This is a genomic window from Afipia broomeae ATCC 49717 (assembly GCF_000314675.2).
GTDB classification, from domain to species: domain Bacteria; phylum Pseudomonadota; class Alphaproteobacteria; order Rhizobiales; family Xanthobacteraceae; genus Afipia; species Afipia broomeae.
In genome coordinates this window covers 26,072-50,824 of the sequence record NZ_KB375283.1, presented here as the reverse complement: position 1 = coordinate 50,824, position 24,753 = coordinate 26,072, and the positions used below count along the sequence as shown (strand labels likewise).

General features: G+C 61.7%; 31 protein-coding genes, 1 tRNA gene and 1 riboswitch. Of the genes, 15 read left to right on the top strand and 17 right to left on the bottom strand.

Going from position 1 to position 24,753, the window contains the following annotated elements; genetic code table 11:
• Positions 1–49 precede the first annotated feature (49 nt).
• Positions 50–613 carry a nitroreductase family protein gene (locus HMPREF9695_RS12630; RefSeq protein ID WP_006021232.1) on the bottom strand — a complete coding sequence of 188 codons (564 nt, stop codon included), beginning with the start codon at positions 611–613 and terminating at the stop codon, positions 50–52.
• Positions 614–733: 120 nt separating this feature from the next.
• Positions 734–2,770: a threonine--tRNA ligase gene (thrS, locus tag HMPREF9695_RS12625; RefSeq protein WP_006021231.1), complete on the bottom strand. Its 2,037-nt coding sequence runs from the start codon at positions 2,768–2,770 to the stop codon at positions 734–736.
• Positions 2,771–3,061: 291 nt separating this feature from the next.
• Here thrS and HMPREF9695_RS12620 point away from each other — a divergent pair, with 291 nt between their 5' ends.
• Complete coding sequence (locus HMPREF9695_RS12620; protein ID WP_006021230.1) at positions 3,062–4,165, top strand: MFS transporter; 1,104 nt, start codon at positions 3,062–3,064, stop codon at positions 4,163–4,165.
• Here HMPREF9695_RS12620 and yidD read toward each other — a convergent pair.
• Positions 4,154–4,507 carry a membrane protein insertion efficiency factor YidD gene (yidD, locus tag HMPREF9695_RS12615; RefSeq protein WP_006021229.1) on the bottom strand — a complete coding sequence of 118 codons (354 nt, stop codon included), beginning with the start codon at positions 4,505–4,507 and terminating at the stop codon, positions 4,154–4,156. The genes HMPREF9695_RS12620 and yidD overlap by 12 nt on opposite strands.
• On the opposite strand from yidD, the gene HMPREF9695_RS12610 reads away from it, so the two are divergent.
• Positions 4,499–4,735 (top strand): hypothetical protein, encoded by a 237-nt coding sequence (locus HMPREF9695_RS12610; RefSeq protein WP_041712304.1) that lies wholly within the window; start codon positions 4,499–4,501, stop codon positions 4,733–4,735. The genes yidD and HMPREF9695_RS12610 overlap by 9 nt on opposite strands.
• Positions 4,736–4,758: 23 nt before the next feature.
• Positions 4,759–5,766, top strand: a complete 1,008-nt coding sequence (locus tag HMPREF9695_RS12605) for a COG3904 family protein (RefSeq protein ID WP_006021228.1) — start codon at positions 4,759–4,761, stop codon at positions 5,764–5,766.
• A gap of 5 nt (positions 5,767–5,771) precedes the next feature.
• Here HMPREF9695_RS12605 and HMPREF9695_RS12600 read toward each other — a convergent pair whose 3' ends face one another.
• Positions 5,772–6,224 (bottom strand): iron-sulfur cluster assembly scaffold protein, encoded by a 453-nt coding sequence (locus tag HMPREF9695_RS12600; RefSeq protein WP_041712301.1) that lies wholly within the window; start codon positions 6,222–6,224, stop codon positions 5,772–5,774.
• Between the two features lie 267 nt (positions 6,225–6,491).
• Here HMPREF9695_RS12600 and folE point away from each other — a divergent pair, with 267 nt between their 5' ends.
• Positions 6,492–7,160, top strand: coding sequence for a GTP cyclohydrolase I FolE (gene folE / locus HMPREF9695_RS12595; RefSeq protein ID WP_024919068.1), 669 nt, complete (start codon positions 6,492–6,494; stop codon positions 7,158–7,160).
• A gap of 46 nt (positions 7,161–7,206) precedes the next feature.
• Positions 7,207–7,635 carry a phosphoribosyl-AMP cyclohydrolase gene (hisI, locus tag HMPREF9695_RS12590; RefSeq protein WP_006021225.1) on the top strand — a complete coding sequence of 143 codons (429 nt, stop codon included), beginning with the start codon at positions 7,207–7,209 and terminating at the stop codon, positions 7,633–7,635.
• Between the two features lie 3 nt (positions 7,636–7,638).
• Here the strand turns inward: hisI and HMPREF9695_RS27100 are convergent, their stop codons facing one another.
• Positions 7,639–7,773 carry a hypothetical protein gene (locus HMPREF9695_RS27100; protein WP_275450896.1) on the bottom strand — a complete coding sequence of 45 codons (135 nt, stop codon included), beginning with the start codon at positions 7,771–7,773 and terminating at the stop codon, positions 7,639–7,641.
• Positions 7,774–7,926: 153 nt separating this feature from the next.
• On the opposite strand from HMPREF9695_RS27100, the gene HMPREF9695_RS12580 reads away from it, so the two are divergent.
• Positions 7,927–8,913: a lysozyme family protein gene (locus HMPREF9695_RS12580; RefSeq protein ID WP_041712758.1), complete on the top strand. Its 987-nt coding sequence runs from the start codon at positions 7,927–7,929 to the stop codon at positions 8,911–8,913.
• 101 nt (positions 8,914–9,014) lie between these two features.
• Positions 9,015–9,740 carry a sulfite exporter TauE/SafE family protein gene (locus HMPREF9695_RS12575; RefSeq protein ID WP_006021223.1) on the top strand — a complete coding sequence of 242 codons (726 nt, stop codon included), beginning with the start codon at positions 9,015–9,017 and terminating at the stop codon, positions 9,738–9,740.
• Between the two features lie 40 nt (positions 9,741–9,780).
• On the opposite strand, the gene HMPREF9695_RS12570 is transcribed toward HMPREF9695_RS12575, so the two are convergent.
• Positions 9,781–10,206, bottom strand: a complete 426-nt coding sequence (locus HMPREF9695_RS12570; protein WP_006021222.1) for a VOC family protein — start codon at positions 10,204–10,206, stop codon at positions 9,781–9,783.
• Between the two features lie 68 nt (positions 10,207–10,274).
• Here HMPREF9695_RS12570 and HMPREF9695_RS12565 point away from each other — a divergent pair, with 68 nt between their 5' ends.
• Positions 10,275–10,868, top strand: coding sequence for a TetR/AcrR family transcriptional regulator (locus HMPREF9695_RS12565; RefSeq protein ID WP_006021221.1), 594 nt, complete (start codon positions 10,275–10,277; stop codon positions 10,866–10,868).
• 143 nt (positions 10,869–11,011) lie between these two features.
• Entirely contained in the window at positions 11,012–12,562 is a 1,551-nt protein-coding gene (locus tag HMPREF9695_RS12560; RefSeq protein WP_006021220.1) for a DUF2336 domain-containing protein, read from the top strand.
• Positions 12,563–12,752: 190 nt separating this feature from the next.
• On the opposite strand, the gene HMPREF9695_RS12555 is transcribed toward HMPREF9695_RS12560, so the two are convergent.
• From HMPREF9695_RS12555 to HMPREF9695_RS12540, 4 genes are all read right to left on the bottom strand, one after another.
• Positions 12,753–13,331 carry an Hpt domain-containing protein gene (locus HMPREF9695_RS12555; RefSeq protein WP_006021219.1) on the bottom strand — a complete coding sequence of 193 codons (579 nt, stop codon included), beginning with the start codon at positions 13,329–13,331 and terminating at the stop codon, positions 12,753–12,755.
• Between the two features lie 8 nt (positions 13,332–13,339).
• The gene (locus HMPREF9695_RS12550) at positions 13,340–13,885 is read right to left on the bottom strand and encodes a response regulator (RefSeq protein WP_006021218.1); all 546 of its coding nucleotides are present in this window, start codon (positions 13,883–13,885) and stop codon (positions 13,340–13,342) included.
• A 101-nt stretch (positions 13,886–13,986) separates the two neighbouring features.
• Positions 13,987–14,766: an NAD kinase gene (locus tag HMPREF9695_RS12545; RefSeq protein WP_006021217.1), complete on the bottom strand. Its 780-nt coding sequence runs from the start codon at positions 14,764–14,766 to the stop codon at positions 13,987–13,989.
• 199 nt (positions 14,767–14,965) lie between these two features.
• A complete protein-coding gene (locus HMPREF9695_RS12540) occupies positions 14,966–15,511 on the bottom strand; it encodes a tetratricopeptide repeat protein (protein WP_006021216.1) in 546 nt (181 codons plus the stop codon).
• Positions 15,512–15,787: 276 nt separating this feature from the next.
• Here HMPREF9695_RS12540 and HMPREF9695_RS12535 point away from each other — a divergent pair, with 276 nt between their 5' ends.
• Positions 15,788–16,051 (top strand): His-rich protein BRANT, encoded by a 264-nt coding sequence (locus HMPREF9695_RS12535; RefSeq protein ID WP_006021215.1) that lies wholly within the window; start codon positions 15,788–15,790, stop codon positions 16,049–16,051.
• Positions 16,052–16,205: 154 nt separating this feature from the next.
• Here HMPREF9695_RS12535 and HMPREF9695_RS12530 read toward each other — a convergent pair whose 3' ends face one another.
• Positions 16,206–18,371 carry a TonB-dependent receptor gene (locus HMPREF9695_RS12530; protein ID WP_245258788.1) on the bottom strand — a complete coding sequence of 722 codons (2,166 nt, stop codon included), beginning with the start codon at positions 18,369–18,371 and terminating at the stop codon, positions 16,206–16,208.
• Between the two features lie 168 nt (positions 18,372–18,539).
• A riboswitch (cobalamin riboswitch) is annotated at positions 18,540–18,773 on the bottom strand.
• An 80-nt stretch (positions 18,774–18,853) separates the two neighbouring features.
• Here HMPREF9695_RS12530 and HMPREF9695_RS12525 point away from each other — a divergent pair.
• Both HMPREF9695_RS12525 and HMPREF9695_RS12520 read left to right on the top strand, forming a co-directional pair.
• Positions 18,854–19,285 carry a hypothetical protein gene (locus tag HMPREF9695_RS12525; protein ID WP_157223981.1) on the top strand — a complete coding sequence of 144 codons (432 nt, stop codon included), beginning with the start codon at positions 18,854–18,856 and terminating at the stop codon, positions 19,283–19,285.
• Positions 19,286–19,304: 19 nt separating this feature from the next.
• On the top strand, positions 19,305–19,781 hold the full coding sequence (locus HMPREF9695_RS12520) for a TspO/MBR family protein (RefSeq protein WP_006021212.1): 477 nt from the start codon (positions 19,305–19,307) through the stop codon (positions 19,779–19,781).
• 8 nt (positions 19,782–19,789) lie between these two features.
• Here the strand turns inward: HMPREF9695_RS12520 and HMPREF9695_RS12515 are convergent, their stop codons facing one another.
• From HMPREF9695_RS12515 to HMPREF9695_RS12500, 5 genes are all read right to left on the bottom strand, one after another.
• Complete coding sequence (locus HMPREF9695_RS12515; RefSeq protein WP_006021211.1) at positions 19,790–21,004, bottom strand: serine hydrolase domain-containing protein; 1,215 nt, start codon at positions 21,002–21,004, stop codon at positions 19,790–19,792.
• 386 nt (positions 21,005–21,390) lie between these two features.
• Positions 21,391–21,933, bottom strand: coding sequence for a PRC-barrel domain-containing protein (locus tag HMPREF9695_RS12510; protein ID WP_006021210.1), 543 nt, complete (start codon positions 21,931–21,933; stop codon positions 21,391–21,393).
• 85 nt (positions 21,934–22,018) lie between these two features.
• Positions 22,019–22,315 (bottom strand): hypothetical protein, encoded by a 297-nt coding sequence (locus tag HMPREF9695_RS12505; protein WP_343299467.1) that lies wholly within the window; start codon positions 22,313–22,315, stop codon positions 22,019–22,021.
• Positions 22,316–22,372: 57 nt separating this feature from the next.
• Positions 22,373–22,504 carry a hypothetical protein gene (locus HMPREF9695_RS27095; RefSeq protein WP_006021208.1) on the bottom strand — a complete coding sequence of 44 codons (132 nt, stop codon included), beginning with the start codon at positions 22,502–22,504 and terminating at the stop codon, positions 22,373–22,375.
• A gap of 85 nt (positions 22,505–22,589) precedes the next feature.
• Entirely contained in the window at positions 22,590–22,793 is a 204-nt protein-coding gene (locus HMPREF9695_RS12500; RefSeq protein ID WP_006021207.1) for a hypothetical protein, read from the bottom strand.
• A 279-nt stretch (positions 22,794–23,072) separates the two neighbouring features.
• Between HMPREF9695_RS12500 and HMPREF9695_RS12495 the strand changes: the two genes are divergently transcribed.
• Positions 23,073–23,147: transfer RNA gene (locus HMPREF9695_RS12495), tRNA-Thr, on the top strand.
• A 26-nt stretch (positions 23,148–23,173) separates the two neighbouring features.
• Here HMPREF9695_RS12495 and HMPREF9695_RS26665 read toward each other — a convergent pair.
• Positions 23,174–23,323 (bottom strand): hypothetical protein, encoded by a 150-nt coding sequence (locus HMPREF9695_RS26665; protein WP_006021206.1) that lies wholly within the window; start codon positions 23,321–23,323, stop codon positions 23,174–23,176.
• A 300-nt stretch (positions 23,324–23,623) separates the two neighbouring features.
• Here HMPREF9695_RS26665 and HMPREF9695_RS12490 point away from each other — a divergent pair, with 300 nt between their 5' ends.
• The gene (locus HMPREF9695_RS12490; protein WP_006021205.1) at positions 23,624–24,115 is read left to right on the top strand and encodes a hypothetical protein; all 492 of its coding nucleotides are present in this window, start codon (positions 23,624–23,626) and stop codon (positions 24,113–24,115) included.
• A gap of 37 nt (positions 24,116–24,152) precedes the next feature.
• Entirely contained in the window at positions 24,153–24,725 is a 573-nt protein-coding gene (locus HMPREF9695_RS12485; protein WP_006021204.1) for a hypothetical protein, read from the top strand.
• The last annotated feature ends 28 nt before the right edge of the window (positions 24,726–24,753 follow it).

The following is a 24,753-nucleotide window of genomic DNA, read 5'->3' as shown; positions in this document are numbered from 1 at the left end:
AAGTCTGGGTCCCCGCTTTCGCGGGGACGAGCGGAACCGGAATCTTGTTCTAGAACCGTGTCACGATATCGCTGAGCGCGGGGCGGGGCCGGTCGTCGGTGGGCCGCTCGGACTTGCCGATGTGAATGAAGCCCGCGATCTTCTCGTCCTCGTTCAGGCCGAGTGCATTGAGCACATCGCGGTCGAACGCCATCCAGCCGGTCAGCCAGTTCGCGACATAGCCGAGGGCGTGCGCGGCATGGACGATGTTCATGGCGCTGGCGCCGGCCGACAGTTCCTGCTCCCACGGCGGCACCTTGGGATGCTTCGACGTCTTGCTCACCACGCCGATGACGAGCGGAGCATGGGTGAAACGCTTCTTCTCGGTCTCGACCTGATCCGGCGTCGCGGTGACATTCTTGGCGCGGAACACTTTCGCGAAAATCTCGCCGGCCTTGGCGCGCGCATCGCCTTCGAACACGATGAAGCGCCATGGCACGATCTTGCCGTGATCAGGCACCCGCGCGCCGATGGTGAGAATGGTTTCAAGCTCGGCGGGCGAGGGGCCTGGCCCGGTCATCTCAAGGGGCTTGAGCGAGCGGCGCGTCTTCAGAAGGTCGAGTGCATCGGGCATGTCGTATCCAGATTGAGCACGCAAGGGGGCGTGCGTGCCGCTGATATCGGAAATTCAAACCGCGATAACAAGGCATGCAGTTTATGAGGCCTCTAAAGAAGAGAGGCCTCATAAATCCTGTCAGGCATTTGCGCGCTTCAGGTCCGGCGGCATTGCTTCATACGCCAGCGCCTTGAGCGCCTCGTCGAGCGGAAGCACCGTCTGGCCTTCGCTGCCGAGGCGGCGGATCGAGACCATGCGGCCTTCGGCTTCCTTCTTGCCGACAACGAGCAGCGCGGGGACCTTCGCCAGCGAATGTTCGCGCACCTTGTAGTTGATCTTCTCGTTGCGAAGATCGATCTCGGTGCGCAGACCCGCCTTGCGGCAAGCGGCAAGAACCTCGCGCGCATAGTCGTCGCCATCGGAGGTGATGGTGGTGACGACCGCCTGCACCGGCGCGAGCCAGAGCGGGAAGTGACCGGCGAAGTGCTCGATCAGGATGCCGGTGAAGCGCTCCAGCGATCCGCAGATCGCGCGATGGACCATCACCGGCGTCACCTTGTTGGAATGATCGTCGATGTAGAATGCGCCGAACCGGCCCGGCAGGTTGAAGTCGACCTGCGTGGTGCCGCACTGCCATTCGCGGCCGATGGCGTCGCGCAGCACGTATTCGAACTTCGGCCCGTAGAACGCGCCTTCGCCCGGATTGATCGAGGTCTTGATCCGGTTGTGGCCTTGCGCGGCGATCTGTTCGAGAACTTTTGCCATCACCGTTTCGGCGTGATCCCACGCCTCGTCGGTGCCGACGCGCTTTTCCGGGCGGGTCGAGAGTTTCACCGTGAGTTCACCGACGAAGCCGAAGTCCTCGTAGGTCGACAGGATCAGGTCGTTGATCTTGAGGCACTCTTCCGCGAGCTGATCTTCGGTGCAGAACACGTGAGCGTCGTCCTGCGTGAAGCCACGCACGCGCATCAGGCCGTGCATCGCGCCCGACGGCTCGTAACGATGCACGATGCCGAACTCGGCAAGGCGGATCGGCAGTTCGCGATAGCTCTTGAGGCCATGCTTGAAGATCAGCACGTGGCCGGGGCAGTTCATCGGCTTGATCGCGAACCAGCGCTTGTCTTCCGCCTCGTCGCCGGCCGACTGCGCCGCGAACATGTTCTCGCGATACCACTCCCAGTGGCCCGAGGTTTCCCACAGCGACTTGTCGAGCATCTGCGGCGCGTTCACTTCCTGATAGTCGCCCGCGAGCCGCCGGCGCATATAGGCGATGATCGCCTGAAACAGCGTCCAGCCCTTGGCGTGCCAGAACACCACGCCGGGGCCTTCTTCCTGGAAATGGAACAGGTCCATCTCGCGGCCGAGGCGTCGGTGGTCGCGCTTCTCGGCTTCCTCAAGCTGCTTAAGGTAAGCGTCGAGCTCTTCCTGCTTGGCGAACGCGGTGCCGTAGATGCGCGTCAGCATCGGATTGTTGCTGTCGCCGCGCCAGTACGCGCCCGCGACCTTCATCAGCTTGAAGGCGTTGCCGACCTTGCCGGTCGACGTCATGTGCGGGCCGCGGCAGAGATCGAACCATTCGCCCTGCTTGTAGATCTTCAGCGACTGGTCTTCCGGAATGGCGTCGACCAGTTCGATCTTGAAGGTCTCGCCCTTGTCGGCGAACACTTTCTTGGCGCGATCGCGCGACCACTCTTCCTTGGTGAAGGGCGCATCCTTGGCGATGATCTCGCGCATCTTCTTTTCGATCGCGGCGAAATCTTCCGGCGTGAAAGGCTCGTTGCGGAAGAAGTCGTAATAGAAGCCGTTGTCGATCACAGGACCGATGGTGACCTGGGTGCCGGGCCACAGCGTCTGTACGGCTTCAGCCAGCACGTGCGCGGCGTCGTGCCGGATCAGCTCAAGCGCACGCGGATCATCGCGGTTGATGAATTCGATCTTTGCGTCACGCACGATCGGGTCGGCGAGGTCGGACACGACGCCGTCCAGCGCCATCGCGACGGTGCGCTTGGCCAGCGAGGGCGAGATGCCCTTGGCGATGTCGAGGCCGGTGGTGCCTTTGGGGAATTCGCGCTGCGCGCCGTCCGGGAAGGTGACCTTCACTTTGTCGGTCTCGACGGGCTTCAGGTTGGCGAGGCTGTACTTCAATCCGGGCGCGGAAGGGTCTTTATCGGTCATATCATTCTCCTTTGGCTCACTCCTGCGAACGGGCGCAGGTAAGCGGTGAGAGAGGGATATAGCAGGCAGCCGTCCGTGTGCAACAGCGGTTGTTAAATGTCGCGGCGCTCGCAATGGGGCTTCTGGTCGTGTCGCGAGCCGCGGTCGCGGCGCCCGCGCCAGCTGTTCCGCTTCCTGCAGCAAATCGCTGATCGAAGGTGCTCGTCCCGTACGGCATGGCTTTCATGCAGTTGCATTAAACCGTTCGTGTGCTAACAACACGGCGTGAAACGCTTTGCACCCACAGCATTGATGCTCGGCAATTTCGTCACCGGCGTGAGTATTCTCGCGCCGGCGGGGATGCTGCCGGAGCTGTCGCAGGAATTCGGCGTCTCGATTCATGAAGTGGGATTGCTCATCACCTTCGGCGCGCTGGTGCTGTGCATCGGCTCGCCTGTGTCGGCGTGGCTGACCAGCGCCTTCGACCGACGGATATTGCTGTCCGTGACGGTGGCGATCATCGCCGCGGCGCAGTTCGCATCCATGGTTGCGCCGAACTACGCAACGCTCATGGCGGTGCGGCTGGTGATGCTGGCGGTCGCCGCACTGTTCACGCCGCAGGCCGCGGGCACGGCCGCGATGATGGTGCCGCCGGAGCGGCGCGGCAGCACGATGTCGTACGTGTTTCTCGGCTGGTCGCTGGCGCTCGCGGTGGGGCTGCCGCTGATCGCCTATGTCGCAAGCCATATCGGATGGCGCGTTGCCTATACCGGCATCGGCATTATCGCGTTGCTCAATCTGGCGATGCTGGTCTGGCGGATTCCGGCCGGGCTTGTCGGCGCGCCGGTCGATCTCAAGACGTGGAGCGATATTGCGCGAAATCGGCTGATCGTGCTGTTGCTCCTCATCACGGTGCTACAGACGTCCGGGCAGTTCGTGGTGTTCACCTATCTCGGGCCGCTGTTCGCGAAGCTCGGCGGCAACGCTCAACTGGCGATCATCGCGTTCAGCATCTACGGCGTCATGGGTTTCATCGGCAACGTGATCGCCAGCCGCGTTGTCGATCGCTGGGGGCCTTATCGCACATCGCTGACCACGATCGCGCTGCTGCTATTCGGAATTACAATGTGGGCGCTCGGCGCGGGCATCGTGCCGCTGATGCTGGCGTCGATGATTCCGTGGGGCACGGCGTTCTCATCGGCCAATTCGATGCAGCAGGTCCGGCTCGCCGCGGCGGCGCCGCTGTTCGCCAGCGCCACGGTGTCGCTGAACACCTCGGGGCTTTATATCGGTCAGGCCATCGGCTCGGGGATCGGCGGCTTCCTGTTCGCGCACGAAATGTATTATGCGATCGGCTATGTCGGCGTCGGCTTTCTCGTGCTGGCGCTGATCACGGTGTTTATCTCACGGCGGTGAACTGATTTCCGTGCCGTCGTTGACGCCGCGCCATCGCGCATAGCGCCACGGCAGATACCAGCGCGCATCGGCCTGCAACGTGCCGGGCACGTTGTCGATCCCCGAAGTGCCCCATGGCTGACAGCGCAGCAGCCGCGCCAGCGTCATCCAGCCGCCCGCCCACAAGCCGAACCGCGCAATGGCTTCGTCGCCATAGACCGAACAGGTCGGAAGATGACGGCAGTTGAAGCCGACCAGCGGCGAAAGGGTGTGACGATAAATCCAGATCATGCCGCGGCCAGCGTTGCGCGGCAGATTTTGAACCCCGCCGGCGCAATCGGGACATCGGGCCGAATGTTTCATCTCAATGTCTCGACGGATGTCTTCACAGCGTTGGACGATGTTGTGCCGTTCGTGGCGGATTTATCGGCGATTGCCGGAAACGTCGCCACGCAAATGATGAGTTCCCGCGCAGGGAACCGCAACACATTGTCTTTCGCGCCACAGTTCCACAATTATCGCACGTTTTTGACTGCGCCGCAGCAAAAGTGGAATAGACGCGAATCCTTTGCGCAGATACGTTTTTCATAACGCCCGTGTGACAGGATTCGTCCTTGCGGGATGGGGCCGATGCCGTTGTCGATTGGGGCGGGGAAGGAACCACGTTGTTCGTCGTGAGGTCGCTACCATGGGGCGGCTGGGCGCGGCTTTGCGCCACTGCCGTTTGTCTCGCGCTGCCTGGCTCCGCCACGCTCGGCGGTACGGTTGGTGCTTCCGCCACTCTCGAAGAACGCAAGCTTCCGATGAATTTCAAATGGCACGCGGCGCAGCCCGCCTGCGCGCAGGATTGCGCCGGCTGGATCGGCGCGGTCGGCGTCATCACATCCGACACGCCTGCGAAGTTCGAGGAGTTCTCGGACGGACGCGATCTCAAGGGGACCACGGTGGTTCTCGATTCCAGCGGCGGGTCGGTGCTCGATGCCATTTTGCTCGGACGGCGCTGGCGCAGCCTCGGTCTGCGCACCACCGTTGGCATCGTGATCGAAAAGGAAATCGCGGGCGCTGTCGCGCGCGACATCGTGCCGGATGCCTACTGCGAGTCGATGTGCGTGTTCCTGCTGCTGTCGGGCAAAACCCGCCACGTGCCCGAAGGCGCGCATGTGCGCGTGCATCAGATCTGGATGGGCGATCGCGCGGACGATGCGCGGGCTGCAAGTTATTCGGCGGACGATCTGATGATCGTCGAGCGCGATATCGGCCGTCTCGCGAAATACACCTTCGATATGGGCGGCACCGGTGACCTGCTGTCGCTGGCGCTCAGTGTCCCGCCGTGGGAGGCGTTGCATCGCCTGTCGGCGGATGAGTTGCGCCTGACCAATCTCGTGACGACGGATGCCGTTGCCGACGTCAGGACGCCGTCCGACGATGTCGTGGGAAGCGTGAGCCCGAAGGCGCAGGACCGCGTGGTCAGCGCGCCCGTGGTTGTGAGCGCACCTGCTGTGGTCCCGGTGATCTCAGATATCTCCGACAAGAGCATGCGGCCGGTGCCTGCGGGGACCAAGACGGCCGAAGCGCATGCGCCGACCGGTGGCGTGGCGCCTGCGGCCACGGACCGGAAGTAATCCCGTCAGGTTTGTGCCGGGGCGAGGGCGGCTTTGGCTTCGATCTGGCCGACGGCATCTACCACTGCATCGAACGTCAGCAGGGTCGAGGCGTGGCGCGCCTTGTAGTCGCGCACCGGCTCCAGCATGGCGACATCCGCCCATTTGCCTTGCGGCGGCGCGCCGTTTTCCTTGAGCATCCTGCGCACGGTTTCGCGCAGCTCTCGCAGTTCGGCGGCGTTGGAGCCGATCACGTGGCGGGCCATGATCGAAGAAGAGGCCTGGCCCAGCGCGCAGGCCTTCACGTCGTGGGCGAAATCGCTCACCACGCCGTCCTGCATCTTCACGTCGACCTTGACGGTCGAGCCGCACAGCTTGGAATGAGCGGTGGCGGAGGCATCGGGGTCGGCAAGCCGGCCCAGACGCGGAATATTGCCCGCCAATTCGATGATTTTCTTGTTGTAGATGTCGTTCAGCATGGCGGTCGAATTTCGCTCTTGCATGAGACCCCTGCCGCCCCCCGCTCTTGGCGGTCGCGGCCCTGAGCCTATATAATGCCCATGATGCAGGAATAAACCGCCTGCATTTCAGCAATGCACGGAAATATAGACGGTTTTTCCTGTGATTTGCTGCAATCATGCAGGCTAGGCGTCCGGCGGCTGGGTATCGCTGCCGCGGCTGACCGGTGACACTCCGGCCCCTCCGTCGAGGTTATAATGGACCAGGGCCGGTCGAACGGAGACGAAATGGACGCGATTATCAAGCCGATCCGCACCGGCAAGCCGGCGGAAAAATCCGAAATTCCTGCTTCCGACTACATGGCGTCTGCCATCGACCCCGGTCTGGTTCGTCCATCCCGCAGCGAGGCCGAGGCGGCTGCAAAGACGCTTCTGGCCTACATCGGCGAGAACACCAGCCGCGAGGGCCTGCTCGACACGCCGCGCCGGATGATCGAAGCCTATGACGAACTGTTTCAGGGGTATGCCCAGTGCCCCGCGGAAATCCTCGACCGCACGTTCGGCGAGACGGCGGGTTACGACGATTTCGTGCTGATGCGCGACATCAATTTCCATTCGCACTGCGAGCACCATGTGATGCCGTTCTATGGCAAGGCGCACATCGCCTATGCCCCGGTGGATCGCGTGGTGGGCCTGTCGAAACTGGCGCGTCTCGTTGATGCTTTCGCGCATCGTCTTCAGACCCAGGAGCATCTCACCGCGCAGGTCGCCGGTGCGATCAACGCCATCCTGAAGCCTCGCGGCGTCGCGGTGGTGATGGAAGCGGAGCACACCTGCATGTCGGTGCGCGGTATCGCCAAGGCTGGGGCGAAGACGCTGACGTCGCGCTTCACCGGCGTGTTTCAGGACAATCCTGAAGAACAGGCCCGTTTTCTCAACATGGTCCGTGGCGTATAAGCCTTCGAACGAAGGCGTCCGCGCCTTCCTTTGAAAAGGTAACGCCGTGACTTCATCACACACACACTCGCATGACGTCGAGGAAGGGCTGAGGTTTCAGCCAAAATTCGACGCGTCCGGTCTCGTGACCTGCGTGGCAACCGACGCCGGCAATGGCGACGTGCTGATGGTCGCGCACATGAACGACGAGGCGCTGCGCAAGACGGTCGCGACCGGTGAGGCCTGGTATTACAGCCGTTCGCGCAAGAAGCTCTGGAAGAAGGGCGAAAGCTCCGGCCATGTGCAGCGTGTCGTCGAGATGCGGATGGACTGCGATCAGGACGCGGTGTGGATCAAGGTCGAGCAGGCGGGGGCCGCGTGCCATACCGGCCGGCGCTCATGCTTCTACCGCGCCGTCACCGGTGAGGGTGGCGAGGCGAAGCTGACATTCGTCGACGCCGACAAGGTGTTCGATCCCGCCAAGGTCTATCGCTAGACCTTAGTCTTTCCTGAGCCGGCGCTTGGCCCGTTGATCCTCGATGCTCCAGAACAGAGCGGTCGATGCCACCAGCAGGCTAGCGATCAGCCCCAGGAAAGCCCATGTCGCGTCGGCTATGCTGAGTGCGTTGATCATGCTCAGGACAATGCAAGGGATGGACCTTCGGTCATGCCCAAGCCGCATGGCTGCTGCATGCCGGGCGAAGGACGGCGCGCGCTTCGCAAATTAACGTCCCTTTAACCATAAATGCGGCAGGTTGTGGTTGGTTCCTGGGGAGCGGGCACCATCATGGCTGTCGATACTTCAAGCATAACGACCGGGCTTGATTCCGCGCGCGCGAAAATCGCGGGCACGATCAAGAATGCCGCCAGCGCGACCGGCGCCAGCTTCGAGTATCTGATCTCGGCGGCGAAGATCGAATCCAACCTCAACCCCAGCGCGCAGGCTTCGACCTCGTCGGCGCGGGGGCTTTATCAGTTCATTGAGCAGACGTGGCTCGGCACGGTGAAAGAGGCGGGGTCTGCCTTCGGCTTCGGCAAATATGCCGACGCAATCTCCAAATCCCCCTCGGGCCGCTATTCGGTCAGCGATTCATCCACGCGCGACGAGATTCTCAAGCTGCGCGACGATCCTGCCGCCAACGCCGCCATGGCGGGTGTGCTGACCCAGTCCAACAGCTTCAAGCTCACTGGCATGATCGGCCGCCGCCCGACCGACGGCGAGCTTTACATGGCGCATTTCATGGGGGTGAGCGGCGCATCCCGGCTGATTTCAAGCGCCGAGGACAATCCTCGCGCTTCCGGCCCGGCGATGTTTCCGAGCGCCGCCGCCGCCAACCGCTCGATCTTCTACAACCGCGACGGCAGCGCGCGCAGCGTCTCGCAGGTCTATTCGGTGCTGACGTCGCGCTACGATGCGGCGGCGAATTCCCAGACGGCGCGCACGGCGATGGCCGCGGCCGGCGTCACGCCGGGGCAGTCGCGGATGGCGGCGGCGCCCGTCGATAACGCGGCGTACCTTTCGAGTTTCCCGCAGGCTCGGCCCCCCGCCGATGCGCCCACCCAGGTCGCGGCGCTGCAAACGCCCGCTCAGCCGGTTTTCCGTTCGCTGTATCAGACCGGCGATCGCCCCGAGCCGGTGTCCAATACGGTGCGCGAACTGTGGGGCAACAACACGTCGATCACGAACCCGCTGCCGGCGGGCGCGGGCACCCGGACGGAGGCCCCGCAGGGGCTTGGGCTGTTCAGCGATTCGACCGGCGTTTTCAGCGGCTAGGCCTCACGCTTCATCCTTTGCCTGAAAGGGCGAGCGCGGATCGCGGTAGGCGACTCGCGCGGCCTTGAAATACCCTCGCAGCCTCACGCGAGTTGGCGCCCTTGATTTATGTCTTCATCCTTATCGTCGGCCTGATTGCCGGTATTCTCGGCGGCATTGTCGGGACCGGCACGTCGATCATGCTGCTGCCGGTGCTGGCCTATTCGTTCGGGCCGAAGCAGGCGGTGCCGATCATGGCCATCGCGGCGATCATGGCGAACATGGCGCGCATCCTCGCATGGTGGCGCGACATCGACTGGCGCGCGGTCGTGGTTTACTCCGTCCCCGGCATACCGGCCGCCGCCCTTGGCGCGGGAACGCTGCTCGCGCTGCCCTCAGGTTTCGTCGACATCGCAATCGGCGCGTTTTTCATTCTGATGATTCCGTTCCGCCGCTGGATGCATGCGCGCCAGTTCACGCTGCCGCTGTGGTCGCTCGGGGTCATCGGAGCGGCGATGGGCTATCTCACCGGCATTGTCGCCTCGACCGGCCCGATGACTGTGCCGATCTTCGTCTCCTACGGACTGATCAGAGGGCCGCTGCTGGGAACCGAAGCGGCCGTCTCGCTCGCCGTCTACATCAGCAAGGCGATCACGTTTCAGCGGCTCGATGCTCTGCCGCCCGACGTCATCTTCAAGGGACTGATTGCCGGCTCATCGCTCTTCGTGGGCGCGTTCATCGCCAAGCGTGTGGTCATGCACATTAACGCGGCGAACTTCCACTACTTGATGGAAGCCCTGATGCTGGTTGCGGGCCTGTCGATGTTCTGGAGTGCGTTTCAGGGTTGAGAGTCTGATTCAACTCTCAAACGCAGGCCGTTGATGTGACTCACGTTGGCAGTGAATCCTTTGCAAAAAGTTCTGCGAACTCCGCGCTCGGTGGAATCGGCTTGATCACATCGATCAGGACACCGTTCGGGTCGGACGTGATGAAGTGACGCTGCCCGAACGCCTCGTCGCGGAGAGGGGTCAGGATCGGCAGGCCCGCTGCCTTTGCCCGGCCATACATCTCGTCGGGGTCTTCGACCTCGAAGTTCAGCAGCAGACCCGACACCCGGCCGCGGCCGGTCTCCGGGATTGTCTCGTGGGCGCCGTCGAGGACCGCGAGGTTGACGCTCGGGTCGGCTTTTGAGCGCAGGTGGACGTACCAGTCGCTGCCGAAGGCCTCCTCGAAGCCGAAGTGGGCCTTATAGAAATCGGCCGTGGCGGCCACGTCACCGGTCATGATGACGGGATAGTAGCTGGTGATTTTCATGGTGGTCCTCCCTTGCGAAATCACATACAATCTGTATGTTTTTGATGAATAACGTACAGGCTGTATGTATGCAAGTTACCAAACCGGACGAATTGCCGCGGTCCAACCGTGACCGTACCGCAAGGACCCAGGGTGCCCTGATGCAGGCGGCGAGGGCTCTGTTCGTCGATAAGGGATATGCAGAGACCTCGACGCCGGAAATCGTCGCAGCCGCAGGCATTACGCGCGGCGCGCTCTACCATCACTTCGAAGACAAGCGGGCGCTGTTCCGGGCGATTGTCACCGGGGAGGCGCTCGCGGTGGCGGCGGCCATCGAGCAAAGGGCGCTCGCGGGTTTGTCTCCGATCGATGCGCTGGTCGAAGGAAGTTCGGCTTATCTCGATGCGATGCGCGTGCCGGGCCGGACGCGGCTGCTCCTGATCGAGGGGCCGTCGGTTCTTGGACAGGCCGAGATGAAAAAGCTGGATGAAGAGAATGCAACGCGCACGCTGCGCAGCGGGCTCGAAGCAGCGATCGATACGCGAGGCCTGCCGCTTGCGGCGCTGGCCGATCTGTTGTCGGCGGCGTTCGATCGCGCCGCGCTGGCGATCGACGCCGGCGAAGATGCGGCGGATTATCGGAACGCGATTGTCATGCTGATCCGGCGCGTGGTGGCGCGCTGAATCCTGCCGCGTCCGCGAGGTTAACGAAACCTCAACAAACACAGCCGTTTATGGTGAACGTTTTCTTAAGTGTCATGGTTTACGGTTCGTAACAGTGGCGTCGCGTCGCGGTGCCTTGGCATGTTGCGTAAGCCGGAACACCCATGATCGTTCGGCAGTTTATTAGTTGGGTTCGCACGGCTCCCGCAGGGGAGCGCGCAGAGGCGACGCGGTGTCTGGCCCGCGCCTGGCTCATTTCCGATTTGTCGGAAGACGATCGCGCCGCCGCGGAAGGCGCGCTGCTGATGCTTCTCGATGATGCCTCGCCGCTGGTGCGGCAGGCGATGGCGGAAGTTTTCGCGCACTCGCTGGATGCGCCGGCCGCAATCGTGGCGGCGCTTGCTGTCGATCAGGCATCGGTAGCGGTCCCGATCCTCGAACACTCTCCGTTGCTGCTCGACTCCGATCTGGTCGACATGGTCGCGACCGGAAATGCCGAGACCCAAAGCGCCATCGCGCGCCGTTTCGATCTGCCGCCGTCGGTTTGCGCGGCACTTGCCGAAGTCGGCTGCGCCTCGTCGGTGCTGGAACTGATCGAAAATCGCGCCGCCCAGTTGGCTGATTTCTCGCTGGCGCGTGTGGCGGAGCGGTTTGGCCATCTCGCCGCGATCCGTGAATCGCTGCTGACGATGGATGAATTGCCTGCCGCGATCCGGCTCACGCTGGCGCAGAAATTGTCCGACACGCTGACGCAGTTCGTCACCGCGCGCGACTGGCTGAACCCCGATCGCGCCCGGCGCGTGGCAGGGGAGGCGATGGAGCGCTCCACGGTCAACATCGCGGCGCAGACGCGCGGCGAGGATATGACCGCGCTGATTGGTCATCTGCGATCCATCGGCCAGCTCAATGCAGGGCTGATCCTGCGCGCGCTTCTCTCAGGCAACATCGAACTGTTCGAGGAATCGCTTGTCGAACTGTCCGGCCTGCCGCGCAACCGCGTGGCTGCGATCGTCCATGATAGCGGCGGCGTCAGCCTGAACGCGCTGCTCGCCAAGGCTGGCCTGCCGGAATCGACCTATCGCGCCTTCCGCGCGGCACTCGACGCGTCGCATGAAATCGGCTTCGTCGGCACGGTCGCGGGCGCGACGCGGCTTCGCCGCCGCATGGTCGAGCGCGTGCTCACCCAGTGCGAAACCGCCGAAACAGTCTCCGAACCTCTGCTGATCCTGCTGCGGCGCTTTGCGATGGAATCGGCGCGGGAAGAAGCGCGCCTGTTCTGCGACGAACTCGCGGCCGATGATTTCATCGGCACGCTCAATGCGCATGTTGCCGAAGAGGCGGTCGGCTACGACGCCTATCAGACTGACGACGACATGGATGCGTATGCCGCCGACGATGCTTACGAGACGTCAGAGGACTACGAGATCTACGGCGCTGAAGATACTTACGATGCCACTGCGGTCGACCCGCAGTATCGCGACAGTGTCGAGACCACGCGCTATATCGATGACTACGCCAAGGATGAATATACGGTGCAAGACGTCTATGCGGTCGCGAATTCCGATCCGCTGCATTATGACGACATGCGAACCGCAGATGACGCTCGACATAACGACGCGTCAGTCCATGCCTTTGTTGATAGTGCCATGGATCGGTACGACGGGTACGATCGCGATGAGCGCGATTATGACTATGACCGGCGCATTGCGGCGTAGTATTTTGAAGATCGCCGAAATCTGGCTTGAGCCGTCATCCTTCGAGGCTCGCCGCAAGCCCGGCTCGCACCTCAGTATGACGCGCTATCGTGCAAGATGAATCCCGGCCTTCGCCGGCACGCCGCAAGGAGTGCTGACGCATCGCGTCGTCCCGACACCATGAGCGATGGAAACATTGATCGAGGGTTATTCAGCCTTCCGGAACGATGCTCGGCGACAGGATCGCTTCGAGATGTTCGGGCCGGTCGCGGTTGACGTGGATCAGATATTCGTCCGCCACGCCGCGCAGCTTCTTGCTCAGTTCATCCGCCATGCCGACGGCGTTGATCTTCGACTGTTCGCGATAGATCGCCTGGATCGCGTTGACATGGTGCTGGATCAATTCGCCCGGCACCTGAGCGAGATCCGGTGCATGTTCGATAATCCGGCACAGGCTTTCCGCCGCCGCAGCGGCGGTGGGGAAGCCGAACGTCGCAGCGCCGCCCTTGATGTCGTGCGCTGCGCGGAACAGTTCCTCGCGGTTCTCGCCGTTCAGTCCTTCGCTTGCGATTGCGGCATAAGCCGCGCTCAGCCGGTCGCACTCCACCTGCATCCAGTGGTTGAACTCGCCGGACAGGCTGGCGAGCGCCTGTTCGGCCCGTGCAACCGGATCGTCGAGATCCTTCTCTTCGGAATACCGCACCATCTTGCGCAGCGGATTGGGCTGCGAGATGACCTGATGGTCCGCGAAGGTATCGACCTTGATCTCGACTGGCGGCTTGCGGGCCATGGGTGCTCCTAGTTTCCGGAACGGGCTTTGTCGAGCAGCGAGGGTTGCTGCACGACTTCGGCTTTGCCGCCGGTGCGCCGCTCGACGCCGATATAGGCCGCGTTGGGATTGCGGCGGCGGTCCGGTCCGAAATAGTTCTTGGTCTTGATGAAGGGGCGGGGATTGGCCACGACATTCAGAATGCGCTGGTAAAGGCCCTTGGCGGAGATCGGCTTCGCCAGGAATTCCGTGACGCCGGCGTCGCGCGCGACCATGACGCGGCGCTTCTCCGAATGTCCGGTCAGCATGATGATCGGCGCGTAAGGATTGCCCACGCCGTCGGGCTGACGGATCATCTGCGCGAGCTCGAGCCCGTCGAAAATCGGCATCGACCAGTCGGTGATGACGATGTCGGGGACATAGTGGGAGTACATCTCGAGCGCGGTTGCACCGTCTTCCGCTTCATAGACTTCGCGCGCGCCGAACGAATGGAGCAGCGTGCGCAGAATGCGACGCATATGCGCATTGTCGTCGCACACGAGAAACCGCAGTTTGTTGAAATCGATAATGAACATGCGCCGCCCGGGGTGGCGCACCCGGACCAGGGTACACCTCGCATTAACTATATGCGACTGCCGTTAACGAAGGGTTATCCAAGACGGCCGGGGCGGCAGGGTCAGAACCCGAACTGCTCGCTGAGGATGCGTTCTTCCAGGCTGTGGCCGGGATCGAACAGCATGCGGATCGAGATGGTCTTGTCCGCGATGATTTCGACCCGCTGCACGTCGCGGGCCTCGTCATGATCGGCGACGGCGGCGACCGGCCTCTTGTCGGATTCAAGCACCTCGAACACGACGAACGCCGTGTTGGGCAGCAGTGCGCCGCGCCAGCGGCGGGGGCGAAACGGGCTGATCGGTGTCAGGGCGAGGAGAGCCGCGTTGATCGGCAGGATCGGGCCCTGCGCCGACAGATTGTAGGCGGTCGAACCGGCGGGTGTGGCCACCATGATCCCGTCGGAAATCAGCTCGGCCATGCGCTCGTGCTCATCGACCATGATGCGCAGGCGCGCCGCCTGATGGGTCTGCCGGAACAGCGAGACTTCATTGATGGCGTGATGGATGTGCACCTTGCCGTGAACGTCGGTGGCGCGCATCAGCAGCGGATTGATCACGGTGAGCTTCGCGGCTTCCAGCCGCTCGACCAGCGAGTGCTGGCTGAACTCGTTCATCAGGAAACCGACGGTGCCGCGATGCATGCCGTAGATCGGAATGCCGGAGCGCATATGCCGGTGCAGCGTTTGCAGCATCAGGCCGTCGCCGCCCAGCGCCACGACCACGTCGGCCTTGTCTGACGGCTGGTTGCCATAGGCCGCGGTGAGCTGGGCGAGGGCCTGCTGGGCCTCATCGCTCGGGCCCGCCACGAAGGCAATCCGCTCATATTTTCTCGGCTTCGTCATATCCGGATCAGCCCCTGAGCGCGCATCCACGAAGTCGTGACGCGCGCGGGCTTCGTCTATACGAGGTTTTCCGGTGTTGTCGAGGCGGGATCGCCTGCGCAAAACAGTCCCGCGCGGCCAAAATCCGGCTTGACCCGCGCGGGTTAACCAAGAGGACGGCGCGTGCCCGTGGCCAGGCGCGCGCCGTTGATCGGTTCGGTCAGTACGACGTCCGGCCGGTGGTCAGCGCGGAGGCCAGCGACTGATACTCGGCGCTGTCGCGGCCTGCGAGCGCTTCGATCCTCGCGAGGTGGTGCTTCGCCTGTTCGCGGTTGCCCTGTTCGACCTGCCACAGGCCGTAGTACTGCCAGGTGCGGACGTGGTTCGGATCCGCCTTCAGTGCGCGCTCATACCAGACACTGGCAAGCTCGTAGTTGCCGAGCTTGCGATACGAGTATCCGATCAGATTGGCGACATCGGCGCGGTCGTCCTGACCGAGCGCCTTGAGCTGGTCAATCGCCGCGGCGTACTGGCTTCGCTCGTAGATCGTCGCATAGGCGGCGCGATAACCCTGGAGAAACGCAGGGCTGTCGATCGAGGACTTCCTGTCGTCTTTCTTCTTGTCCTTGGGCTTCGATTTGGTGTCGGAGGCCGGAGGCGAGGGCGTGTCCGAAGGGGCTGCCTGCACGAGGGTGATCGAAGGTGCCGTAACGAACGCCGAAAGAAGAAATGCCAGAGATATCTGCCTGATGGTCGAGTTGCTCATGCGTAGCCTCCGTTGATCTGCAAACACGATCCTAATCCTGTTTGTACCTCTTAAACACCCGCCGGGTTCAAACATTCCTGCGTCAGCCCGTCATAATTCCGGCGATTTCCGGTTCACCCGCCGGCCGGGCGCATGTCCAAACTGTCATCCAGATGAACGAAAGCCATTGGTGCGCTTCAGACTGAGTTCAGCGGGGGAGTCCTAGCTTTGTTGCGACGATCGGTTACCCGGCCATCCGACCGGCCACCCCTGATCGCATAACGCCAGGAGAGACCCATGCTGAAGATCATTTCTGCCGCCCTTGTTGCGGGTTCGATGATTGCCGCCCCTGCAATGGCCGCCACCGTCATGAAGACCGAGACGGCGCCCGCCGCGAAGTCCGAAACTCTGAAGCCGTCGGTCGCGAATGCGAACGCGAAAGTGAAGGAGAAGAAGATCAAGCATCACAAGGCGCACAAGAAGACCAGCGCTGTGGTGAGCAAGAAGCACATTTCGTCCGCGGCGCCTGTCAAGCACATCGCCGTGCAGAAGAAGGGCTGATCTCTTCTTCCTTGATATTTCCGTGACCGCTATTGCATAGCCCCCGCATCGAAGCGGCTCATGGAAAGAAGAACGGCCTGCGGTCATCGGTCATGCGATGACTGCAGGCCGGGCTGTTAGTTAAAGACACGTCTCTAAGAGGCTACTTGCTGCGTCAGAAGGTCATACCCGCTTTAACCATGTAGACGCGGCCGGGTAATGGATACGCACTATAATTGCCGAGCGTAAACTGGCTCGCTACAGCGTAGTCATAGTAAAGTGTGTCGAACAGATTGTTGACTGCGACCGACCAGAAGAAACGATCATACTGTCCACTCAATTTCAGATCGAGCGTTGCATTGGCAGGAATTGTGGGCTGGTTGTTGCGCTGGTCGTTGTCCATGCGCCGAACTCCCCAGAAGCGAACGTTCGCATCGAGGACTGCGTACTTCTGCCAAATATCCCAGCTAAAACCTGCCGTTCCGCTGATGGGGGACACCAGTGGGACGTTATTCCCGGCGAACGGGCCATCCTCAAAAACAGCGCGCGTGTAGGCAAGGCTTCCGCGCAGCCGCAACGTATCGGTGACCGCGAGCGACACGCTGGTTTCGGTACCATAGCGATGCGTAGGGTCGAGGTTGAGATTGTATCCGAGGAACGGATTGAAATGGATCTCGTTCCTCAAGTGCATGTCGTAGACACTGGTCTGCATCTGGAAACGCCCGGCGCGTATGCGGAAGCCTCCTTCCACGTCATACGACGTCTGTGTTTTCAAGGAGAAGTTGCTCGGGATTGCAATGAAATTCGCATCGAACTGCGGACCGGCTCCAACACGTTCGTCGACGTTTGGGGTTCTAAAAGCGCGCGCTGCCCTGCCGAAGACCGCAAAACTGTCGGTGAAGCGGTGCTCCAAGCCTACGTGCAATGCGTATTGAGTTTCGTTGCTGTTTAGCGGGAGGTCCTGCGCTCCCGTCGAGAATAGCGGGGCGGGAGCAGTCGGGTCGTAGCGGTCGCGTGCGCTAACCTGTGTGTTCTGAACACGCGCACCGTAAGAGAAATCGGTTGTCGGAAGGAGCCCCAAAGTTTGCTGCCAGTATCCGCCGAGGGTGCGCTGTGTGAGATTGTAGACGTGTATCGGAGCCAAACCTTTGAACATCGGCCGATCCGAGTCGTACTTTGCATCGTAGTAATCGATACCGGTCAGAATGTTCGAACGAAGGCCAAGAATATCATTCTTGATGTTGAGGCGAGGCGTGATCGACCACGTCGTTAGAACGCTATCGACATAACTCTCGGAAAACGGACTAAAGAAAGCTGATTGCTGATTTTTGTTGCGCACACCGCCATCGATGATCAGTTCGGCGCCGTTCCAGAGTGTCTTGGTGAAGCCTGCAGTCGCATTGGCTCCTTGCTTGTTTCCGAAATCGAACGGCGTGGCCGCGCCGCGCCGGTCGGTAGCGAGTTCGTTGACGAAAGCATTGACAGTCCGGCCTCCCGGGAGGCCCAAGTGCTGGTCATCGCCCGACAAATTAAAGAACGCGCTGAAATCTGTCGTTGTGTAACGGATTTCACCTACCGCATTCCGCTGATCGGTTGCGTTGTTGACGCGATAGCCATCGGACTTGAAAACGTTTGCAAATGCCGACGACGACCAAGGGCCGTTATTGGTCGTAAAGGACGTGCTGCCCTGGCGGGCACCGTAAGAACCCGCGCCGCCTTCAACGCGCATTTCGATAGGTTTACCGGCGCCGGCGCCGGTTTTGGTGACAATATTGACGACGCCACCAATAGCGTTGTCGCCATACAATACTGCGCCGCTATTGCCGCGAGTGACTTCGATGCGCTCGATCGAGTAAAGCGGAATTGTCGAGAGGTCGACACCAGCGAGGTCAACGTCGTTGATGCGCCGTCCGTTGATCAAGATAAGTGTATTGGCCGTCGCAAACGCACCGAAACCGCGCAAATCGACGGTCGTCCCGGCGCCATTGACGCCTCCGAACAATGTCTGCAGTTGCACGCCCGGCACAGTGGCCAAAACATCTTGGATAGTTTGGCCGGGCGCCCGCGCAATATCTTCCTTGGTGATGACTGTCGTCGAAGCGCCGACGATGCCGATGGAGTTGGTGGGAGCGCCGGTGTTGCTCCCCGCATTGCCGCCGGTGCCATAGAGACGCGTCGCATCGACGTTGATCGCCGGCAGCGCACCGCCGTTATCCTGCGCGAGGGCAGGGCTGACGAGTGCGGTGCCCGCAAGGCATGCCGCTGCGAATGAGAGTCCGAGCGTCGCCGCCGGAAAGAGAGATTTGGAATACTGAGTCACGTTGAAGCCCCGCCGATGCATGTGATCGCGGAGGCGCGGTGAGAACGCGCAGACACGACGGCCGGCGGCAGGTTTCTGCCTCCACACGTTCCGTCCTGACTGAGGAAACAGGCCATCGGCCGAACCTCCGCAACAGTTACGTCACGTCACCGCTGCGGAACGCCGCCCCTTCGCACGCCCCGTGCGACGGAAGGATGACCGGTACAGGCAGGTCTCCTGGCTCGCGGATCGTCGCCGTTGTCCGCCTTCCCAAGCCCGGCTGAAAAGCCTTCGCTCAGTGGCATATTGGACAACGGCTCACCGCTGACAGTTGCGGGGGCAGCTTCGGAATGGCCATGCAGACGTCACTTTTACGAGCCTGCACGGCGGCACCGAATTCCCTATTCGCCAGCTTGCGCTGGCACCTGTGCCGTGGTTGCAATCAACCGGCGAGGGGTTGCCTTGTCAATGACACAATGTCCAAGAAACCCAATGCGATGCCTCAGGTCGTGGACTTCATCGGAATGCGTTGCAAATTGGTGACATATACGCGGAGCGTTGCGCTGGCGCTGGTTGCGCTCGGTCTTGCGGGCTGTACGTGGACCGGCGGCAGCGACGGCCTGTCCTACACCGCCGATCGCGGCATCGAGAACCAGCCGTATCCTGCGAACTACCGTCCCGAACTGCTTGCGCTGCTGCGGACCTACCTGAACGATCCAATGGGCATACGCGACGCCGGGATTTCAGAACCGGCGCAAAAGGAAGTCGGGGGCCGACGGCGCTATGTCGTGTGTGTGCGCTTGAATGCGCGCATTGCGGGGCGTTACGCCGGTGTGAAGGAGCGTGCGGGCGTGTACGTTGACGGGCGGCTCGATCGCATCATCGAGGATACCGAGGATCTTTGTAAGGGTGTCACCTACGCCGCGTTTCCCGAACTGGAAAGGCTGACGCGCTGAGCATCTACGGAGGGATGTCATGACGTCGAAATCAGCCGGGCGGTTGGCCCTCTGCCTGCTGCTGTGTCTCGGCGTCGGGATTCTCGAATCATATGTGACGCGGCCCGAAATCCCGGTGTGGTATGCGGCGCTGGCAAAGCCGTGGTGGACACCGCCACCGGTGGTTTTTCCAATCGCGTGGACCATTCTCTACATTCTGATGGCTGTTAGCCTGTGGCGCCTGTGGGATCGCGCGGCGCCGTCGGCTCCGCGGGCCTCGGCGATTACCTGGTTTCTGATTCAGCTTGCGCTGAACGCGGCGTGGTCGCCGGTCTTCTTCGGATGGCACGGCACCCGCACGGCGCTCGTTATCATCATCGGACTGTTGATCGCCATCGTGATGACAATGATCGCGGCTTCACGCGCCGACAAGTCCGCGGCCTGGCTGCTCGCGCCGTATCTGGCTTGGGTCGCATACGCGACCACGCTGAATGCCGGCGTGGTCGCGATGAACTAACCGACGTCCTATGAAAAGTGCTGGACGATGGCCGCGAAGCCGCGCCGCCAGGCGCGGTAGTTGTCGACATCGAGCGGGATCGGCTCGGCGGCGACGCGAACGATCACCAGTTCGCTGATGGGATCGATGTAGATCCACTGGCCGTGGATGCCGATGCAGCACAGCGTGCGCCGCTTGCGGTCGATCTGATAGAACTTGCTGCGATAGGCCGCATCGGGAAACATCTCGGCGAATTCGCCGCGCGCCCAGGCTTCCGGATCACCATTGTCGTTGATGTCGTCGATCCACCAGCCGGGAATGACCTGCCTGCCGTGCGCGACACCGCGCTGCCGGATCATTTCGCCAAAACGGGCGAGGTCGCGCGGCGCGGCGCAAATGCCGCCGGCGGCGCGCATCGCGCCTTCCGGATCGAGCGTGATATAGGCGTCGGTTTCCGCGCCGAGCGGCGTCCAGAGATATTCGCCAAGCAGATCGGACAGGGCGCGGCCCGCCGCACGCTCATAGACCCAGCCGAGCAGGTCTGTGTTGGTCGAGACATAGTGGAATGCGTGGCCGTGGGTTTTGCCGTCGGGCTTCTGGGTCGCGAGGTATTCGCGCAGCGCCATGGTGCTCTGGCCGGGTTGAATGACATCCCATCCCACAGCGCGGCGATAGCGCGCGACATCGCCGTCCGGATCGACGTAATCCTCGGTAAAGGAGATGCCGACCGTCATGTCGAGCAGATGCCGCACCGAGCAGCCGCCGTACACCGAAGACGAGACCTCGGGCACGTAATCGGTTACGGGCCGGTTGGGGTTGAGAAATCCCTTGTCCGCGAGAATTCCGCCAAGCGCACCGCAGATCGACTTGCTCACCGAGAACACGATATGCGGCGTCGTGGCATCCATGCCGCCCGCGTACCACTCGGCCGCGATCCTGCCGCGGCGAAGAACCAGAAACCCCTTGGTGTTCGTAGTACGCAGCGCATCGCGCAGCGTGGTCCGGCCGCCCTTGTTCCCCTCGAAGGCGACGTCGCCGATTTCGACCAGCGAGCTTTCCAGCGGAACGGGGTTTTTCGACGCCGCGATGTTCGCGGTCGGCAGCAGGCGGCGGACGTTGTGAAAGCTCCAGTCGCTGGAAGGCTGGGTGCGCCAGTTGGCGAGGGTTACGAGATTGTCCCGCGCCGGCGGGAATTCAGTCATCAGTTTTTTTGCGGGACTCTTTGCGGTCAATTTGGCTGTCATGTTTTTCTTTTTCTCTGGCTGAAAGAAACGCGGGATATTGTGCGTTTAAATCGGCGCATGACAACACTGCGCCGCACAACCATCTGCCAGAAGCCGGGAGAATCGGACTCGGAAAGGGAAAACTGACAAGGGGGCCCAGCAAAAACAATGCGCGAGACTCGCAGCCGCCGGGGCGGTCAAATCCCGGTATGACGCGGATGATTCTCAGACTGGCTCCTGAGGAGCCGATTGCGGTCGATACGTTGCTCGCCGTCACCTTGGCGGTTGCGGCTGCGCTCAACGCATGGTGCCTCAGCGCCTATCTTTAGATAGGCACGCGAGCGGCCGAACCGGCTGAGCCGATTCGGCCGCGCTGATGTGCAGGCTATCTTGGCCTGTCTATGCCTTTATTTCGCGTTTTCCGAGTACTTGAACGCCGGCATGGCCTTGAGCTGCTCCTTGGTGCCGCTCATCACCGCATGGTCCGGGTACCATTCATTCTTGGTCGCGGTCGCAGCCATGCCGCCGCCAGCCGCGCCCGTGGTTGTCGACGGCCGGGTTGTTGTCGACGTTCCTGCCGAGCCCGGCATCTTGTCGGCCGACGCCGAGCGGACCGGCTCATCGACCCATTTCAGCTTGTCGAACGTCATGGCGATGTCGTGCTGACCGACGCCGAGGAAACCGCCGACGCCGATGATCACGGCGTTGACCTTGCCGCTCTTGTCGAGAAGGATTTCACTGATGTCGCCGAGCTTCTCGTTGGCGTCGTTATAAACCGCGAGGCCGACAAGCTTGGAAGCCCGCCAGTTGCCTTGCAGATTCATCTGCTCGCTGGATACAGAAGCCGCGGGAGCAGGGGAAGGCGAGGCCGGAGTTGTGGTCTGCGCGAACGCCGCTCCACCAGCCAACGCGGTTCCGAGCAGAGCTGCAGCCACATATTTCTTGATCATCGGATTCTCCTTTCAATAAATCGATTGAAACGGAAGAACCCAAACCGCTTGCTTATGTTCCGGGAACTATCTCTGTTCGCCCGCGTCAATTTAGCAAGTTTGCCGGCACCTTCTCGAAGCGCAGCGGAACCTCGCCGGTTTCGATCGCTGCGTGGAGATCGTTGAGCTGGGCTTCGAGGAATTCGTTCGCCGCGAGCAACGCCATCAAGGCGCCGCGCGTGTCACCGCCGCATTGGGCGATGACGTCGTCGAGGGCATTTTCATAACGGTCATCATCATGTGAAGGCATGATCGTCCTCGTCTGGTTGCCTGAATCGCTGTCTACCTGCGTAGGCAACGGTGACGAGACCGTGACCGTTCCAAGGCGCGCCGAGTTGTCCACGCAATTCACAGGCGTTTTGACGCAGGACAGGGGGAATATTTGGCGTTCGCGCGATTGCTATTTCGCGGCCTGATCCACCGACCAGACGTCGAAAATCCCCAGGTTGTAGAGGAAAGCGAGAGCGGCAATCACGCCGATCGCGGCAATCAGATATTTGTGGTGCGTCCGAAACCCGCCGTTGCCGTCCATGCGAAATCCTCCGGGCGCCCGATGTCCAACCACATTTACTGGTGGCCCAAATCGGACGACAGCGCAAATTGAATGGCTGTGAATTTCAGCCGGCCTCGGTTCGTCCGCCGCTCTTGCCCAGCAATTTGCGCGACGCCCAGATGATCAGACTGGCGATGCCAAAAAACAGCGCGCCGGTCAGCTTCAGGACCGCGGACAAAAAGTCGAGAACATCGAAGAGCTCCAAATAGTCGAGCAGCTTGATGATCAGGATCAGCACCAGCAGCGTGCCCAGCAACCACTCGGTCATTGCAACGGTTCTCCGCGCCGGCGCCGTGACATCGGCGACAAGTCCCTGCGTTGGTCGCTGCGGTAAAGCGGAGGTTCACGGCATTGCGATGCGCGGTTCCCGGAACCCCGGGGGACGCCAGGCGGTGGCTAGGTGAAGGTGGAAGCGGAAAAAGCCGCGGACCAATGTCCTGTCCGGAAAGCCGTCGCTTCGAGCGGCGGCTTTTCCGTTGGCGTGCGACCCGGCAACATCGCCGTCGGTCTTGTCCTCAGGCGGCCGCGCTGATAGCTGTTCCCCGACGCCGGTTTAGCTCAGCGGTAGAGCAGCGGTTTTGTAAACCGAAGGTCGGGAGTTCAATCCTCTCAACCGGCACCATTCACCGCCGCCGTCGGCCGATTGCTTCAGCCCTCGTTCGTGCGCGGAATCATCCACGTGGAAAACGTCTGCCAGACGCCGTCGCCGAGATGGCGCTGATAGGCGATGAAATCGCCGTCGTTGCCACGCACGAATTCATAACGATGGTGGTTGAATTCTCTGGTTTGCACGGTCATCGAAGTTCTCCTCTGTTCGTTCTGACGGAGGAGCTAAGTGGCATATCCGGCCGATCAATAGAATGATGATTATCATATAATCACGTTGTCGAGAGGCGTTGTTTCACCTGTGGAACCGGGCGAGCGAGCCCGCCCGGCGCCCGCCGTTAACCTTCCACTTTCCAAAATCTTATTGAAATCGCTCGCAATTGAGCGACCGCAAATGCTTACGCGTTAGGCTTACCTGACGATTGGGCGGGGCCTTTAACTCCTGGCTTGCCTCGCTGGATTAGGGTGCGGCTGCAACGAAGGTCTCATTCCATGCATGCGATACTGGCTCTGGCGATCTTGATCGGAACGGCGGCAGCGGCTGCGGCCGATACCGGTCCGTTGATCGTGATTCCCGGCCGTGCGGGCGTTCCCGTCATGATCAATGGCCGCGATGCGTCCTATGCCGTCGTCGAAGGCGAATGGGGCCTCGCCAAACATTTCAAGAATGCGGACCGCGTTTATGGCGGCTGGGATCGCTACATCGGCCCCGAAGTCGGCCACTATTATCCGAGCGCCGGACGCACGCCGGGCTACGGCCGTCTCGAAATTCAGCCGCCTGCCAATCGCGCGCTGCCGCAGCCTGCGGAGAGCTATCATCGCTCGTGGTCCGCGCAATCCGCGCCGCCGGCGCCGCAGCAGCACTACGACGTTCCGCTATATCCACCGTCGATCATCGAAGCGCCGCGCGATCAGAGCGGTCGGCCGAACGGCTTCCGGCCCAGCTACAGGCCGAATGGTTTCCGGCCCGATCTGAAACAATAACGAGACCAAAACAAAAGCGTTTAAACAGGAGAGAGTAATGCGTCAGACGATTGCAGGATTGATTGCGGGAGCAGCCTTTGCTGCGACCATGGCGACGGCGGCACCCGCGCAGGCATGTGCTGTGACCGATCCGTGCGGCAGCTACGGCTATTATGCTTACAACTATGGATGCGGTTACGGCACAGGCTACGGTTACGGCGGTTGCGGTGTGCGCGAGCGTCTGACCGATGCGGACGCTTATCAGACGTATGCAAGCCCGCAGTATTACTGGGTGAATCAGGGCCCGACCTATACCGGCCCCGGCAACTTTGCTCCGGTGCCGACCTATCAGGAACGCGCGGTGATCGGTTCGCGCTACTATGGCCGGCCTTATCGCTATGGTTATGATGGCGGTCCGTACGGCAACGCCACCAGCCATTACTATGACGGCGCACCGGGCGTGCAGGGACCTGCGGTCTACAGCTATCGCTACGCCCGCCGCCATTATCACCGCGGCTATCATCGGATGCACTACCGTCCGTATCGTACCGCGCCGAAGTACTATTACACGCACCGTCACCACGGCCACGCCATGGCGCACGGATCGCGTCCGCTTCGCTACAAATACTGATCTGATTGATCGGATATAAAGCGAAACG

What these genes read in the sequence shown, in the direction of transcription:
- folE (WP_024919068.1), top strand. Translation starts at nt 6,492, where the DNA reads ATGGACGCGATTATCAAGCCGATCCGCACCGGCAAGCCGGCGGAAAAA.
- HMPREF9695_RS27100 (WP_275450896.1), bottom strand. Translation starts at nt 7,773, where the DNA reads ATGATCAACGCACTCAGCATAGCCGACGCGACATGGGCTTTCCTGGGG.
- HMPREF9695_RS12520 (WP_006021212.1), top strand. Translation starts at nt 19,305, where the DNA reads ATGACGTCGAAATCAGCCGGGCGGTTGGCCCTCTGCCTGCTGCTGTGT.
- HMPREF9695_RS12540 (WP_006021216.1), bottom strand. Translation starts at nt 15,511, where the DNA reads ATGAGCAACTCGACCATCAGGCAGATATCTCTGGCATTTCTTCTTTCG.
- HMPREF9695_RS12485 (WP_006021204.1), top strand. Translation starts at nt 24,153, where the DNA reads ATGCGTCAGACGATTGCAGGATTGATTGCGGGAGCAGCCTTTGCTGCG.
- HMPREF9695_RS12515 (WP_006021211.1), bottom strand. Translation starts at nt 21,004, where the DNA reads ATGACAGCCAAATTGACCGCAAAGAGTCCCGCAAAAAAACTGATGACT.
- HMPREF9695_RS12630 (WP_006021232.1), bottom strand. Translation starts at nt 613, where the DNA reads ATGCCCGATGCACTCGACCTTCTGAAGACGCGCCGCTCGCTCAAGCCC.
- HMPREF9695_RS12560 (WP_006021220.1), top strand. Translation starts at nt 11,012, where the DNA reads ATGATCGTTCGGCAGTTTATTAGTTGGGTTCGCACGGCTCCCGCAGGG.
- HMPREF9695_RS12535 (WP_006021215.1), top strand. Translation starts at nt 15,788, where the DNA reads ATGCTGAAGATCATTTCTGCCGCCCTTGTTGCGGGTTCGATGATTGCC.
- HMPREF9695_RS12550 (WP_006021218.1), bottom strand. Translation starts at nt 13,885, where the DNA reads ATGTTCATTATCGATTTCAACAAACTGCGGTTTCTCGTGTGCGACGAC.
- yidD (WP_006021229.1), bottom strand. Translation starts at nt 4,507, where the DNA reads ATGAAACATTCGGCCCGATGTCCCGATTGCGCCGGCGGGGTTCAAAAT.
- HMPREF9695_RS12620 (WP_006021230.1), top strand. Translation starts at nt 3,062, where the DNA reads ATGCTCGGCAATTTCGTCACCGGCGTGAGTATTCTCGCGCCGGCGGGG.
- HMPREF9695_RS12610 (WP_041712304.1), top strand. Translation starts at nt 4,499, where the DNA reads ATGTTTCATCTCAATGTCTCGACGGATGTCTTCACAGCGTTGGACGAT.
- HMPREF9695_RS12600 (WP_041712301.1), bottom strand. Translation starts at nt 6,224, where the DNA reads ATGCTGAACGACATCTACAACAAGAAAATCATCGAATTGGCGGGCAAT.
- HMPREF9695_RS12490 (WP_006021205.1), top strand. Translation starts at nt 23,624, where the DNA reads ATGCATGCGATACTGGCTCTGGCGATCTTGATCGGAACGGCGGCAGCG.
- HMPREF9695_RS26665 (WP_006021206.1), bottom strand. Translation starts at nt 23,323, where the DNA reads ATGACCGTGCAAACCAGAGAATTCAACCACCATCGTTATGAATTCGTG.
- HMPREF9695_RS12580 (WP_041712758.1), top strand. Translation starts at nt 7,927, where the DNA reads ATGGCTGTCGATACTTCAAGCATAACGACCGGGCTTGATTCCGCGCGC.
- thrS (WP_006021231.1), bottom strand. Translation starts at nt 2,770, where the DNA reads ATGACCGATAAAGACCCTTCCGCGCCCGGATTGAAGTACAGCCTCGCC.
- HMPREF9695_RS12525 (WP_157223981.1), top strand. Translation starts at nt 18,854, where the DNA reads ATGCGTTGCAAATTGGTGACATATACGCGGAGCGTTGCGCTGGCGCTG.
- HMPREF9695_RS12555 (WP_006021219.1), bottom strand. Translation starts at nt 13,331, where the DNA reads ATGGCCCGCAAGCCGCCAGTCGAGATCAAGGTCGATACCTTCGCGGAC.
- HMPREF9695_RS27095 (WP_006021208.1), bottom strand. Translation starts at nt 22,504, where the DNA reads ATGGACGGCAACGGCGGGTTTCGGACGCACCACAAATATCTGATTGCC.
- HMPREF9695_RS12545 (WP_006021217.1), bottom strand. Translation starts at nt 14,766, where the DNA reads ATGACGAAGCCGAGAAAATATGAGCGGATTGCCTTCGTGGCGGGCCCG.
- HMPREF9695_RS12510 (WP_006021210.1), bottom strand. Translation starts at nt 21,933, where the DNA reads ATGATCAAGAAATATGTGGCTGCAGCTCTGCTCGGAACCGCGTTGGCT.
- HMPREF9695_RS12565 (WP_006021221.1), top strand. Translation starts at nt 10,275, where the DNA reads ATGCAAGTTACCAAACCGGACGAATTGCCGCGGTCCAACCGTGACCGT.
- HMPREF9695_RS12570 (WP_006021222.1), bottom strand. Translation starts at nt 10,206, where the DNA reads ATGAAAATCACCAGCTACTATCCCGTCATCATGACCGGTGACGTGGCC.
- HMPREF9695_RS12530 (WP_245258788.1), bottom strand. Translation starts at nt 18,371, where the DNA reads ATGCATCGGCGGGGCTTCAACGTGACTCAGTATTCCAAATCTCTCTTT.
- HMPREF9695_RS12500 (WP_006021207.1), bottom strand. Translation starts at nt 22,793, where the DNA reads ATGACCGAGTGGTTGCTGGGCACGCTGCTGGTGCTGATCCTGATCATC.